The following is a 13,367-nucleotide window of genomic DNA, read 5'->3' as shown; positions in this document are numbered from 1 at the left end:
TGCCTTAGGAAGTCCCGATAGGAGAGAAATAGATGGTTTGGGTGGTGCAACTTCACATACCAGTAAAGTGGTGGTAATTTCAAAAAAGGATGAATATATAAATTACCTCTTTGCACAGGTAGGAATAGATAAACCTATTGTTGATTATAAGGGGATGTGCGGGAATCTGCTTTCTGCCGTAGGACCATTTGCCATAGATGAGGGTTTGATAGAGGCAGAAGAGCCAAAGACAAGCGTAAAGGTATTAAATGTTAACACGGGAAAGAGGTTTGAGATTATTGTCCCTGTAAAGAATGGAAAGTCTGTTAGCCAGGGAAACTATTCTATTGCTGGCGTTAAAAAAAGTAGCGCAAGGATAGATATAAAATACATTGAACCTGCAGGGGCAAAAACGGGGAAACTATTTCCCACTGGAAAGAGAAAAGAAACATTAAATATAGGTGAAAAAGCAATTGAGGTATCCATCCTGGATGTATCAAATCCTATGGTTTTTGTAAGAGCCGAGGATGTGAATATAGATTTGAAAATATGGGATAAGAAAAGCTCAATTGATAGACTGAATGAAATAAGGGATTATGTGGCCTGTATTTTAGGATTTGCAGAGAATTTAGAAGAAGCATCTTCAAAGTCAGCAGCCATTCCCAAAATAGCATTGGTTCAGTCTTCAAAGGACGAAAATGCCGATATTATCTCTTTTATGCTCTCTATGGGCAGAGTGCATGAAAGTTACGCCGCAACAGCTGCGGTATGCATAGGAGCAGCATCTAAAATTCCAGGGACTGTCGTATATGAACTTGCCAGAAAAAGTGGAGATAAACTGAACATTCTTCATCCCTCTGGCATCATGGATGTAAAAACAGAAATAGAATTTAATAAAGAGACAAATGTAAAGAGTGTTTCCATGGGAAGAACAGCGCGCCGCCTGATGGATGGTAGGGTATATGTTCCTGACATCATTTTTAAATAAGGGAGTTTTATATGGACAAGTTTTCCAGTTTATTTGCGGATTATACAAAAAATGTAAGTTTTGAGAAAATCTCTTCGGAGGTCATACATGAGGTAAAGAGGCGCATAATAGATTCCGTAGGGGTGGCTGTTGCCGCATATCCCGAGCAGGCACCAGAAATTGCAAGGAAGATGGGATACGACTTCAAATTATCCAACGGGGCAATAGTCATTGGCACGCCTGTTAAGACTATGCCAGGACTTGCCGCCTTCATAAATGGTCTTCATGTAAGATATCTCGATTTCAGCGATACCTATCTGTCATTGGAGCCCATTCATCCATCAGATGTCATAATGCCCCTTTTAGCTCTTGCAGAATATAATAAAAACAATGGAAGAGATCTGGTTACATCCATTGCCACAGCATATGAGGTAGTGGTTTCTCTCTGTGATAGTGGATCTTTAAGAAAGAACGGCTGGGACCATGTAAACTTTATAGCAATTGGTGTGGTTTTAGGGGCATCAAAACTTCTAAATATGAATGTTCAAAACACAAAAAACGCCATCGCTCTAACGGTTGTGCCGCATGCGGCAATGAGACAAACCAGAGCAGGAGAACTCTCCATGTGGAAAGGAGCTGCCGCTTCAAATGCTTCTAAAAATGCAATATTTTCCTCTCTACTGGCAGAAAAAGGTTTTACTGGACCGAGCAGGCCATTTGAAGGTGAAATGGGTTTCAACAAATTATTGTTAAAAGATTCTATCCATATGGAAGGATTGAGAACTATTTCAGAAAAGAGACCTCCAGAAAGGATAATGGACACATATATCAAATTCTGGCCTGTTGAGTATCATGCTCAGAGTGCAGTGGAAGCAGCTGTCAACCTGAAGGAAAATCTAAATATAGAAAAAATGGAAGAACTCACCATTGATACATTTGATGTATCCTATGAGATACTGGCCAAAGACCCGGAGAAATGGCAGCCTAAAACCAGAGAAACGGCGGATCACTCTTTGCCTTATATTACTTTGGTTGCACTTTTAGATGGAAAGGTTACAAAGGAGTCTTTCAGTAAAGAGAGATTGAATGATAAAAAAACAATGAATTTTCTAAAGAATAATGTCAAATTGAACAGCTGCGAGGACCTATCCAAACTTTACCCTGATGGGATACCCAACAGGATTATCGTAAGGACAAAAGATGGAAAGGTGTTTTCAGAAGAGGTGCGTTATCCAAAAGGACATGCCAAAAATCCCATGACAGATTCTGAAGTTGAAGAAAAATTCAGAAGCAATGTGAAAAACATGATAGATAAAAACAGAATAAATGAGATGTTAAATATATTGTGGAACATTGAAAAATTGGAAGATTTCGAATCATTGTTTAACCTGCTTTCAATGGAGTAAATAAAAGACATGCAAGAAAAACTTATGGATCTGAAGGAAACAATAAGTCGGTTTATTCAGAATGGAGACACAGTTGCTATTGGTGGCTGTGGAAGAAATCGTTTGCCTATGGCTTTGATAAGAGAAGTTATAAGGCAAAACAAGAAAAATCTCCACATCGTAGGCAGAGAAAAGGGCATGGATTTCGACATACTGATAGGGGCAAATTGTGTAAAAAAGGTTTCATTCGCTATGGTATCTCTGGAAGAATTTGGTTTGGCTATGAATTTTAGAAGGAAAATCGAAAAGGGAGAAGTTGAGGTAGATGAACACGCCTGTTATTCCATTATCTCTGCCTTAAGAGCTGCGAAAATGGGTGTTCCTTTCCTGCCTATTGGAGGAATGCTTGAATCCGATGTTTTGAAGGTAAACAAAAATATGAAAGAGATAAGCTGCCCTTTTACGGGACAGCACCTTGTTGCGGTAAAAGCAATAAAACCTGATGTTGCTCTTATTCATGCTCATGGTGCAGACAGGTATGGAAACATTATAACAGTTGGTCCCCCGTTTGAAGATGTGCTTATGGCACAGGCAGCAGAAAGAACAATAGTAACAGTAGAAGAAATTTTGTCTTCAGAAGAGATAAGGAAGAATCCTTACCTGACAACGATACCGTATATCTATGTAACTGCTCTGGTGCATAAACCTGAGGGAGCATGGCCTACATCCTGTGACGGTTTTTATGATAGTGATGACGAGCACATAAAACTCTATGCGCAAGCTACAAAAACAGAGGAAGGATTTAAGGAATATTTAGATAAATACTGTTTTGAAAAGGAAGAATGATGGTAAGTATTGCAGAGTTGATGATAACATGCATGGCAAGGGAGATAGCAGATGGAAATATGGTCTTGCAGGGACTTTATTCACCAATGCCCATGATCGCTTGCCTATTGGCAAAAAATTTTCATGCTCCGAATATGGTATATTTCAATACGGCAGACACGATAGACCCCGAGCCGGATTTTGTTCCATTTTCAACGGCAGGTCCAAAGCTGGAAGAAAGAGCTGTAGCCTATATCCCACTATCTGATGTTTTCGATCTTGCTCAAAGAAAAAAGATAGACTTGATATTCTTAGGAGCTGCTCAGATAGACAGATATGGAAACACGAATTTAAGCGTTATTGGAGACTACAAAAAACCAAAGGTAAGACTCCCCGGTGGAGCGGCAACTGCCCATCTCTGTGCGATTATTCCCACAATTATATGGATACCAAACCATAACAGAAGGGTTTTTGTAGAAAAATTGGATTTTATCACGGGACAGGGATATTTAAAGGGGGAACAAGCGAGAAAAATAAAGAGATTAGACGGTGGGCCAAGAAAGGTGATAACAAATCTGTGCGTTTTGGATTTCGATGAAGAAACAAAGAAAATGAGGATAGAATCTATTCATCCCGGTGTAGAATTAAAAGAGGTAATAGAAAATACAGGATTCAATTTAATGATTCCAGAAAATCTGAAAGTAACAAAACTACCTACGGAAAAAGAAGCAAGGTTCATTGAGAAAATTGATCCCCATAAGGTAAGAAACATCGAATTCCTTAAGAGATGAAATTGTAAACTTACCGCTGATGGTAAATTTTGTTTAATCGCTAAGCATTTTTAATTTCTTCAGAATTTTGTGGATTTTGGATTTAATACTCTTGCTATATTTTCCCAACCCTTGTTTTAATGTTTCCATGCCTTTTCCACCAACATGTTCAAGTCCAGCGGATACTTTATCTATAGATATTCCGATATTATACAAGCCAGCGGATACTATTGTTTTCAAAATTATTACCCGGACTATTTCCTCTGTGCTATTGATATTTCTAAATTCTTCACGATTAAGGCCAATAGGTATTGTCAATTGTTTAGGCACTTTTGAATAATCTACAAATTTTACATGATCAACAGTCAGAATTAGTTTGTCAATCTTTACTTCTGTTTCCTTCTTTTTTTTAGCTTTTTGGGGAGAACCTGTTTCCTCAGCAATTGACTTTAGCCGATTCAAGTTTATCTCTCCCTTTCTATTTCTGACTATTGTTATCTCGTTGACATTTATCTTCATTTCAGTGCAGTGTATCTTACGGTGAAGTAATGATCCAGGTTCGTAATCCAGGTATATCAATGGCACCTTTGCAAGTGTTTCTCCTTTAAACCCCTCAGGGTTATAGATTGTTAATCCCTTAATCTGGATAGTGCTCTGAAATAATCCAATATTAATTTTGTCAATAGATGTATTTATTCCTATTGCTTTTTTTATTCCCAGTTGTACTGCGTGTTTTATAAGCACGTTTCTGCCTAATAGTAGAGCAATTATTATGATTACTACTGAAATGCTTATCCATTTAAAGACTTTTTTGGTTTTCATCCATTTGCTCCTTTATTCTAAGTTTCTATGATATAGAAATCTTTAGAGAAATTTCCTATAAGATTGTGCGTCTATTTCACCCCTGCTGTAAGCCTCGTGCCACCCTTCAGGCACGGGCATCTTTTTATACCATAACCTGCGGTTTGCCTCAAGCAATTTGCGGCGGCGGCCCATAAAATCGGCAGCACATATAACCCTTTTTCCTGTAACATAGGATAGACGGTTTAGCCATCTTTCTCCTTCCAGACAGCGCAATAGATGATGGTCAAGTATTAAGATTTTAACCCCTTGTGCTAATCTTAAAGCCCTCTGCCAGGCAATTTCTCTCATTTTTCTGGTAAGACGAGGCAAATAAATAGGCGGACCAGATGCCAACACTGTAGTGGACTTCCATTTTAATATTGTTTCTATGGATTCATCGTTTAGCATCTCTATGTCTGAGGCATGAACAAAAACCTCTTTTCCTTCTTCAATGCGTGTCATCATCACATATCCGTTATCTATCTCTCCGTGAGGAACGGAGTGAGAAAATGACAGTATTCCATCGTTTAAACCCTCTGCATTAAATAATTCCCTGTTCAGTATCTTTTCTAAGGCTTTTGTTCTCTGAAGCTGATGATAAGAAACATCTTCTTTTCCTTTTGCCCAAATTTTTGCAGTTTTAAAAAGCTCAACTACACTTTGCGCAGAAAGCTGATAAGGATTGGCATTTGCCAAAGGTATATGATCGCCATGATAGTGGCTAAGGACAACATCTGTTGCACCTTTGAGTGCTTCTCTGATTTTATCTTTTACAATTTCAGAAGCTGCGACTTGAACTGGATGAGGAAGTAAACCATATCGTCTATAACCCAATGCAACCCCGGGGTCTATGACTATTCTGCGGTTCTTTGTTTTTATTAAACAGGAAAGACCCCTGACACCCAATGATTCTGCGCCGAGTATTTCTATCTGCATATCACTTAAATATAGAGCGAATCATTAAAGGAATAAACCTGTAGGGAGGAATAATGTGCAATATTTCATTCCAGGCAGCAGGATATCTCCATATTTTCTTTGCTATCTTACTCAAATAATCTATATCTGCATTGTCTTCTACCAATTTTTTGTAATGGGAAACAAAAGATACAAATCTATCTCTCTCTTCATCTGAAATCCTGCATCTTATTTTGTGAATAAGCATTCCAAAATAAAGTTCTTTTCCTATCTTTTTTCTCCAATTTCTTTCATAATTTGAAAGCTTTTTTATGTCTTCAGAAAATATCGCCTCTTTAATTGCATTGGCTGCTTCCTTTGCACAAACAACGCCGGTATACAGTCCTCCTCCCGAGGTGGGTTTCACCTGTCCTGCCGCATCGCCTATAAGTATTACATTTCCCTTCACCGTATTTTTTCTTGCCCCAATAGGAATAACTCCTCCTGTAATCTTTAACCTTTCATCCGTAAATCTATTTAAAAAATTTTTAAAATAAAAATATGGATTTTCTTGAGAAGCCAGACCAACTCTCGCCGTACCATTTTCTGGTATAATCCATGAAAAAAATGAAGGAACAATATCTTTTCCCCAGAACACTTCTATCTCATCTTTATTGTAGGGTATATATGTCTGAAATGCATAGAGGAGTGCGCCTACAGGTGGAAAGGAAAACCATTTTGCCACATTGCTCAAAGCCCCATCCGCACCTACAACAACTTTTGCTCTTACAGTCTTTAATCCATCTTTATTCTTTAAAAAAATAGCATTTCCATCATTTCTTATGGCTTTTGTATTTAATTCAAATTCTACTTTTTTCCTTTTTATTGCTCTTTTGAATATAATCTGATCAAACCTGTCTCTCTTTATAACAAATAATTTTTCCTTTGTATTTACAACCACGGATCTCTTAGGTGAATGAATGACTATTTTACTGGTTTGTTTTAGTATTGATTTGTATGCATTTGCTTCCTTTATACATCTTTCACTGACAAAACCTGCACATCTTATGGGTTTTCCTATCTCTTTGTCCTCCTCCACCACTAAGGTAGAGATCTCATCTCCTATTTCTTCTGCTAAGATGCACCCTGCAGGTCCACCTCCAATTATGACTACATCAAAATCCCACATGATACCACAGAATGCCAAAATATTCGTGAAATGCTAAGTTGCATTTTCTCAAGTTTCGGGGATTAGGGAAAAAATCTAAAATGTTGTATTGTTTGTCTCTCTCAAAATCGCAGGGACAGGGTATAGGATTTGTGCCATACCTCTTAAATATATATAGAGCACGGGGCATATGATAAGCAGAGGTTACCAGAAGAAATGGTTTTTTTCTTAAAGATAGTTTCAAATTAAAGGCACTTTCCCGTGTATTCCTTGACCTTGTATCCACTATTATCTTTTCCTCTGGAACACCAAATCTCTTCATGAATTCTTCTACAAATATTGCCTCTCTTTCCTTTTCATTCATGGGACTTCTGCCAGAGATAATGATTCTTACATTTTTATTGTTTTCAAAAGATATGCGTAATGCCTCTATTGTTCTATACAGCATGCTTTTACTCAATTTGCTGGTTAAAGGCAGATCGCCGTGTTTCACACCACCTGTTAAAACAACAACTGTATTTAGATGCTTCCTGCATTGTCTATATTTTCCTTCCAGAGGGTAAATGATTAGATCAGCAGTAGGGGAAATAGAAAAGATATAATATAAAAAAACAGAAAGTATCACTAAAATCTTCCCTATCCTTTTACTGAAGAGAATTAAACCAATGATAAGTAATACAAATAAAAATACACTGGGAAGTAAAAACTGTTGCAAAATCTTAAATGTAATCATAGATAAACCAGAACCGCTACTACCCCAAATATTGTCTCAATACCCATCAGGAGTAAAACTAGATTCCTTTCACTGATGCCTTTGAAAATCTTCATAATAAGCTGACATAAGCCTACGGGCTTATTATTGGGGCAATAGAGTTTACCATTTTTATACAAACCAAAACTCTCTGGTAACCTATGAGGCAATTTTATTAAAAAATCAACAATATGGGGAATAACGATAATGACACCTGCCTTTTCAAAATTACCTAAAATTACACAGCAGGCGATAATTGCCCCTATGGATAGTGTTCCTGCATCACCGATGAAAACCTTGGCCGGGTACCAGTTGTAATATAAAGTAGCAAAAAGCGCCCCCAATGCTACGGCTAAAATATAGAGTGCAGTTGTAGATCCTACCAGGTAAGCAACAACAGATAAAAAAATCATAGCTACAATGCCCATTCCTACTTCCAGTCCGTTAAATCCTGCCAGCATGTTCCATGCATTAGAAGCACCTGTTACACCGATGGGAACAAGTAAAAGTGGATAAAAAATACCAAAATAAACCTGACCTATAAAGGGAAGAAACATGGTTGGTGTACCGGCTTTAATGGCAGATAGTGGCAAGGCAGCGAATAAGGGGAGAATGGCTTTAATTTTTTGTCTAATATTCAAAAAATCATCCATAACACCTATCAAACCTATCATAAGAACAACAGACAAAACGGAAAGTAAAGAAGAAATATCTACTGGAAGATCCTTCTGTAAGAATGTTTTCCATCCTATAAGTAAAACAATACCTAAGGAAAAGGAAAAGACGGTAACCATACCCCCCATCTCCGGGACCATCCTTTCACCTTTTTTGTGCATGTCCTTTCCTGTAATTTTCCTTCTAACAAAACATTTAATGTGATAAGGAAATAGAATAAAAGCAACAATGAAAGAAAAAATAAAGAGTATAAAGTATATTATATGCACAATTCTCCTCCCTGTAGGAGAAGAAAATTGCCTGTTTCTTTGTGCAAAACTACAGTGGGATAAAATTGGATATAATCTTCGTGAAAGGGGACAGAAACATTACCACCGAAAGATGCATTGTCTCCAAATGCTATATGCACCGTGCCCAATATCTTTTCTGCTTCTAATATATTATCTGCCCTTTTTGCCTTATCATTTGTTCCTATACCCAGTTCTGCTACATTCTTAGCTAAGGGCATTCTTTCAAAGATAGCATTTAATCTTTCCTTAAAGGAGTCATCACCTTCTATGCTTGACAAATTTCCTTTTTCTATATGCAGTATAAGAGGGTTTTTTAATCTATATGTAGGTGAATACTCAATAACCATTGTTCCTTTTGTTTTTCCTTCCTTAGGAGCAAAGTATACCTCACCTGCTGGCAAATTGCTGCAGGAGGCCCTTTTACTCAAATCACCGGTATCAGAAAGGATATTCCTTCCATTCAGATAGATTTCAAGATGTGTACCCTGAGGTGTAAAAATCTCTACCATTTTTGTTTCATTCAATATATTTTTTACCTTTTCTGTTCTTTGCCACATCTTCTGCCAGTCTACAGCCATAGGACCAGAAAACATTTCTTCATCAAACAGTGGCATACTGGCATACCTTGTTTTGCATACATCTGTTAGTATGCGCCTGAATAGGGTATGGGTGGTAGAAAAGTTTGATAATGCAATAAAGGCATCATAATGAGTATTGCGCAGTGTATTTTTTATCTTCTTTTCTTCATCCTCTGTTAGTGTTTTTCCCTCTATCTTTTGCCAGAATTGTTCTATCTTTCTTATATTTTCTTTTCCAAATACTTCTTCCCACATTTCTTTTGGCGGTTCTTTTCCATGAGACATCAAAGCAGGATAAGAGAAGAAGGAAATATGACAATATTTTTCTCCTACCATTTGTATTTGTTTAGCCAACAGGGGCAATCTTTCTCTTCTTTCTTTTTCCTTAGAAGATAGTTTTTCCTTCTCATTTATTGTATCTGTAAATACGAGAACTCTTTCATCCTTTTTTACATCCAAGTTTGTTCTGAATAGATTTTCTATCGCTTTCATGCTTTATTTTTAAAACAAATTCCTGAGTAAGTCAACTATCTTGCCTTTAGCAGTTGCAAGGAAAATAAAACAAAAGTTTTACTTTCCTTGACACAAAAACATCACATAGGGCATATTTGAATGATGATTGTAGATTTTTTAAGAATATTTGTCGCTATTTTTATTATTGTTGATCCCATCGGTCTTTTACCATTGTTTATTGCACTTACTCACAATTATTCTAAAAAACGCATCAAACATACCGTTCAGCTTGCCTGTTTAACAGCTGCTTTTGTTTTAATAATTTTTGCCTTTGCAGGTGATATCATATTGGAATTTTTTGGTATAACCATACCTGCCTTCCGCATTGCAGGCGGAATAATCATATTCATCATTGCATTAGGGATGCTTCAGGCAAAGAGAACACGACTGAAAACAACACCAGAGGAAGAAGAAAAGGGTTTTGAACAAGAAGAGGTGGGTATCGTTCCCATAGGCATACCGATGCTGGCTGGTCCAGGCGCCATTACCACTGTCATTGTTTTTACAAGTAGTTCGCGGCAATATGATACATATATAACAATAGCTGCAATCATGCTTACACTATTCTTCGCATTCTTTATATTAAAACAGGCTGTTTCCATCCATCGCATCCTGGGACCTACAGGACTAAATATCTTTACCCGATTAATGGGACTTATCTTAGCCGTTATATCCGTGCAGTTTGTTATTGATGGAATAAAAGAGTTTTTTCTATTATCATAAAGTTTGACAAAAATTTCAAATTTTTACAAACTTTAAGACTTTAAGTTTGACAAAAAATCTTATCTCTTCTATATTTCTCACATGGATGCCTTTCATTACAGGAATAAAGAGCTTTTTTGCGAAGATGTGGCAGTTAGAGAGATTGCCGAAAAAATAAAAACACCAGTCTTCATTTATTCTGAAAATTATCTAAAACAGCAGTTTTTGGACTTTTCCAAAACATTTTCAGAAAAACATATCATTTGCTTTGCAGTGAAGGCAAACAACAATTTATCACTATTAAAAATACTTTCTAACCTGGGGAGTGGCGCAGATATCGTATCAGGTGGAGAACTTTACATATCAAAAAAAGCAAATATCCCATCTTCTAAAATTGTCTTCGCCGGGGCAGGAAAAGAAGATTGGGAAATTGAATATGCACTGGATAAAGATATACTCATGTTCAATGTAGAATCTTTAAGTGAACTAAAAAAAATAAATAAAATTGCCTGTTCCAAAAAGGAAAAAGCCCGAATCGCGGTGCGTGTCAATCCGGAGATAGACCCCAAAACGCATCCTTATATTTCCACCGGTTTGAAAAAAAATAAATTCGGTGTTCCCTATGATGAGGCACTAAATATTTACCAGCATGCAAAAGGCCTAAGCTGTATAGATGTGGCAGGCATTCACTTTCACATCGGTTCACAACTTACAGACCTGTCCCCTTTAAGAGAAAGCAGCGAAAAGATTTTTCAACTTGTTTTGAAATTGAAAGAAAAGGATATAAACATAAGATATATAGATGTAGGAGGGGGATTGGGCATAACATATAAAGATGAAAAGATTCCTTCCTTAAATGAATATAAAAAAGCGATAGTAAGTGCATTTTCTCCCTTAAGAGATGAAATTGTATGGATATTTGAGCCGGGGAGATTTTTAGCAGGAAATAGTGCTATATTGGTAGTAAAAGTCCTGTATAAAAAAGAAAATGGAGCAAAAAGATTTCTTATCACCAATGGAGGAATGAATGACCTTATAAGACCTGCTCTTTACAATGCCTACCATGAAATACTCCCTGTAATCACCAAGAAAAGAAACAAAGAAAAAATGGATGTTGTAGGTCCTATCTGCGAATCATGTGATTTCCTGGCTCAGGAACGCTTTATAGAAGATGTAGAGGAGGGGGAGTATTTAGCAGTGCACTCCTGCGGCGCTTATGGTTTCTCTATGTCCAGCAACTATAATGCCCGCTTAAAGGCGTGTGAGGTTTTAGTAAATGGGAAAAACTGGAGAATTATAAGGAGAAGGGAATCATTAGAGGATTTGACAGCTTATGAGACAGATTGAATTCTGGAAGATGAATGGTAGTGGGAATGATTTCATCATCATTGATAACCGTTCAAAGATGGTGGAAAAAACAATTGATGTAAGTTTAAAACAGTTTATTGTAAATATATGCAGGAGAAGATTATCCATTGGTGCAGACGGTGTGATACTCGTAGAAAATGATGATGAATTAGATTTTGCCTGGAGATTCTTTAACAATGATGGCAGTGAGGTGGAAATGTGCGGAAATGGCTCCCGATGTGCCGCCCGTTTTGCCCATGAAAAGGGGATAGCTAAGGATAAGATGTGTTTTCGCACTCAAGCTGGCCCCATTCATGCCTGGATTGTTAATGAAAATAGAGTAAAGGTGGAACTTACCAAACCATCCTCATTTAAGAAAATAGACATAAATGGTAGAGAAGGCTACTTCATAAATACTGGTGTCCCCCATGTAGTTTATCTTGTAGAGAATGTAGAAAATATAGATATAATGAAGATAGGAAGGGAAACCAGATATTCAAAGATGTTTAAACAAGGAACAAATGTGAACTTCATGAAGATTATCGGTGAAAAATACATAATAATAAGAACATATGAACGGGGTGTAGAGGGAGAAACACTGGCTTGCGGAACGGGCTCTGTAGCCAGTGCACTGATAGGGGGTGCTTTAGGTATGTTGAAAACCCCCGTTTTAGTGAAGACAAGAGGGGGAGAAGAACTTACCGTATATTTTCAAGGCATGGAAGAGGTAATGTTGGAGGGGAAAACAAATTCTGTTTGTAAGGGAGTTATGAGTGATGAGGCATGGAGGTGAATATGGACATTAAAGGAGCGATGGTCGCCATTATTACCCCTTTTAGGAATGGCGAGATAGATGAGGAAATATATAGGAAATTAGTAAGAAGACAGATAGACAATAGTATAGATGTTATTGTTCCTGCCGGAACAACGGGCGAAGCCGTAACAATGGATATCTCAGAGTACAGGAGGCTGGTTGAAATTACAGTGGAAGAATGCAGTAAAAAAAATATAGGGGTTTTAGCCGGCGCAGGAACAAATGATACTAAAAAGGTAGTAAAATTGGCAGAAAATGCAAAAGAGGCAGGTGCAGATGCTATTCTTTCCGTCACCCCGTATTACAATAAACCCACGCAGCAAGGACTGTATGAACACTATGCATATATTGCAAGAGAAGTGGATATTCCTATTGTTCTATACAATGTTCCTGGAAGAACAAGTGTAAACATATTACCCGAAACAGTAATTAGGCTGTCACAAATAGAGAATATCATTGGAATAAAAGAAGCAAGCGGAAGTTTGAGGCAGGTGAGCCAGATCATTGAAAATACGCCGTCCGATTTTGTTGTTATCAGCGGAGATGATTTTCTCACCTTTCCTATGATGGCTCTGGGGGCAGTAGGTGTTATTTCTGTAACGGCAAATGTTGCTCCAAAACCTGTTTCAGAACAGGTAGATGCTATTCTTAACGGGGATTTTGAAAAAGCAAAAGAGCTGCACCATTATCTCCATCCTCTGCATGAGGCAATGTTCATTGAAACAAATCCCATTCCTGTAAAAACGGCATGTCATTTGATGGGACTGGTAGAAGAGGAATTTAAACTACCTTTGTGCAAAATGGGGAATGCAAGTAAGGAAAAATTAAAGGCTGTTCTTCAGTCTTATAATCTCATTTAGGGGAGA

The 13,367-nt window shown here is 37.4% G+C and carries 14 protein-coding genes; 8 read left to right on the top strand and 6 right to left on the bottom strand.

The window, feature by feature from the left end; translation table 11 throughout:
* The 4 genes from J7J10_01050 to J7J10_01035 form a co-directional block, all read left to right on the top strand.
* The coding region (locus J7J10_01050) for a 3-methylitaconate isomerase (GenBank protein ID MCD6129532.1) at nucleotides 1-967 on the top strand (967 nt) is incomplete at its 5' end.
* 11 nt (nucleotides 968-978) lie between these two features.
* Complete coding sequence (locus J7J10_01045) at nucleotides 979-2,352, top strand: MmgE/PrpD family protein (GenBank protein MCD6129531.1); 1,374 nt, start codon at nucleotides 979-981, stop codon at nucleotides 2,350-2,352.
* Nucleotides 2,353-2,361: 9 nt separating this feature from the next.
* Nucleotides 2,362-3,177 carry a CoA transferase subunit A gene (locus J7J10_01040; GenBank protein ID MCD6129530.1) on the top strand — a complete coding sequence of 272 codons (816 nt, stop codon included), beginning with the start codon at nucleotides 2,362-2,364 and terminating at the stop codon, nucleotides 3,175-3,177.
* Nucleotides 3,174-3,947, top strand: a complete 774-nt coding sequence (locus J7J10_01035) for a CoA-transferase (GenBank protein ID MCD6129529.1) — start codon at nucleotides 3,174-3,176, stop codon at nucleotides 3,945-3,947. Before J7J10_01040 ends, J7J10_01035 begins: the two co-directional genes overlap by 4 nt.
* A gap of 33 nt (nucleotides 3,948-3,980) precedes the next feature.
* Here J7J10_01035 and J7J10_01030 read toward each other — a convergent pair whose 3' ends face one another.
* Genes J7J10_01030 through J7J10_01005 form a run of 6 tightly spaced genes read right to left on the bottom strand, consistent with a single transcriptional unit; the run spans nucleotide 3,981 to nucleotide 9,617 of the window.
* Complete coding sequence (locus tag J7J10_01030; protein MCD6129528.1) at nucleotides 3,981-4,748, bottom strand: hypothetical protein; 768 nt, start codon at nucleotides 4,746-4,748, stop codon at nucleotides 3,981-3,983.
* Nucleotides 4,749-4,790: 42 nt separating this feature from the next.
* Nucleotides 4,791-5,705, bottom strand: a complete 915-nt coding sequence (locus J7J10_01025) for an MBL fold metallo-hydrolase (GenBank protein MCD6129527.1) — start codon at nucleotides 5,703-5,705, stop codon at nucleotides 4,791-4,793.
* A 1-nt stretch (nucleotide 5,706) separates the two neighbouring features.
* Nucleotides 5,707-6,870, bottom strand: a complete 1,164-nt coding sequence (locus J7J10_01020) for an NAD(P)/FAD-dependent oxidoreductase (protein ID MCD6129526.1) — start codon at nucleotides 6,868-6,870, stop codon at nucleotides 5,707-5,709.
* Entirely contained in the window at nucleotides 6,839-7,564 is a 726-nt protein-coding gene (locus tag J7J10_01015; protein MCD6129525.1) for a YdcF family protein, read from the bottom strand. Before J7J10_01015 ends, J7J10_01020 begins: the two co-directional genes overlap by 32 nt.
* Entirely contained in the window at nucleotides 7,561-8,526 is a 966-nt protein-coding gene (locus J7J10_01010; GenBank protein MCD6129524.1) for a hypothetical protein, read from the bottom strand. Before J7J10_01010 ends, J7J10_01015 begins: the two co-directional genes overlap by 4 nt.
* The gene (locus tag J7J10_01005; protein ID MCD6129523.1) at nucleotides 8,517-9,617 is read right to left on the bottom strand and encodes an aminopeptidase; all 1,101 of its coding nucleotides are present in this window, start codon (nucleotides 9,615-9,617) and stop codon (nucleotides 8,517-8,519) included. The genes J7J10_01010 and J7J10_01005 overlap by 10 nt, the downstream gene beginning before the upstream one ends.
* 123 nt (nucleotides 9,618-9,740) lie before the next feature.
* Between J7J10_01005 and J7J10_01000 the strand changes: the two genes are divergently transcribed.
* The 4 genes from J7J10_01000 (at nucleotide 9,741) to J7J10_00985 (ending at nucleotide 13,361) form a co-directional block, all read left to right on the top strand.
* Nucleotides 9,741-10,361, top strand: a complete 621-nt coding sequence (locus tag J7J10_01000; protein MCD6129522.1) for a MarC family protein — start codon at nucleotides 9,741-9,743, stop codon at nucleotides 10,359-10,361.
* Nucleotides 10,362-10,442: 81 nt separating this feature from the next.
* Nucleotides 10,443-11,687, top strand: a complete 1,245-nt coding sequence (gene lysA, locus J7J10_00995) for a diaminopimelate decarboxylase (protein MCD6129521.1) — start codon at nucleotides 10,443-10,445, stop codon at nucleotides 11,685-11,687.
* A complete protein-coding gene (locus J7J10_00990; GenBank protein ID MCD6129520.1) occupies nucleotides 11,674-12,480 on the top strand; it encodes a diaminopimelate epimerase in 807 nt (268 codons plus the stop codon). Before lysA ends, J7J10_00990 begins: the two co-directional genes overlap by 14 nt.
* Before the next feature lie 2 nt (nucleotides 12,481-12,482).
* Complete coding sequence (locus J7J10_00985) at nucleotides 12,483-13,361, top strand: 4-hydroxy-tetrahydrodipicolinate synthase (GenBank protein MCD6129519.1); 879 nt, start codon at nucleotides 12,483-12,485, stop codon at nucleotides 13,359-13,361.
* The last annotated feature ends 6 nt before the right edge of the window (nucleotides 13,362-13,367 follow it).

It is taken from the genome of Deltaproteobacteria bacterium (genome assembly GCA_021159305.1).
Taxonomy (GTDB): domain Bacteria; phylum Campylobacterota_A; class Desulfurellia; order JAGGSF01; family JAGGSF01; genus JAGGSF01.
This window is presented reverse-complemented; position numbering and strand designations above follow the sequence as displayed.

What these genes read in the sequence shown, in the direction of transcription:
- J7J10_01045 (MCD6129531.1), top strand. Translation starts at nt 979, where the DNA reads ATGGACAAGTTTTCCAGTTTATTTGCGGATTATACAAAAAATGTAAGT.
- J7J10_01040 (MCD6129530.1), top strand. Translation starts at nt 2,362, where the DNA reads ATGCAAGAAAAACTTATGGATCTGAAGGAAACAATAAGTCGGTTTATT.
- J7J10_01035 (MCD6129529.1), top strand. Translation starts at nt 3,174, where the DNA reads ATGATGGTAAGTATTGCAGAGTTGATGATAACATGCATGGCAAGGGAG.
- J7J10_01030 (MCD6129528.1), bottom strand. Translation starts at nt 4,748, where the DNA reads ATGAAAACCAAAAAAGTCTTTAAATGGATAAGCATTTCAGTAGTAATC.
- J7J10_01025 (MCD6129527.1), bottom strand. Translation starts at nt 5,705, where the DNA reads ATGCAGATAGAAATACTCGGCGCAGAATCATTGGGTGTCAGGGGTCTT.
- J7J10_01015 (MCD6129525.1), bottom strand. Translation starts at nt 7,564, where the DNA reads ATGATTACATTTAAGATTTTGCAACAGTTTTTACTTCCCAGTGTATTT.
- J7J10_01005 (MCD6129523.1), bottom strand. Translation starts at nt 9,617, where the DNA reads ATGAAAGCGATAGAAAATCTATTCAGAACAAACTTGGATGTAAAAAAG.
- J7J10_01000 (MCD6129522.1), top strand. Translation starts at nt 9,741, where the DNA reads ATGATTGTAGATTTTTTAAGAATATTTGTCGCTATTTTTATTATTGTT.
- lysA (MCD6129521.1), top strand. Translation starts at nt 10,443, where the DNA reads ATGGATGCCTTTCATTACAGGAATAAAGAGCTTTTTTGCGAAGATGTG.
- J7J10_00990 (MCD6129520.1), top strand. Translation starts at nt 11,674, where the DNA reads ATGAGACAGATTGAATTCTGGAAGATGAATGGTAGTGGGAATGATTTC.
- J7J10_00985 (MCD6129519.1), top strand. Translation starts at nt 12,483, where the DNA reads ATGGACATTAAAGGAGCGATGGTCGCCATTATTACCCCTTTTAGGAAT.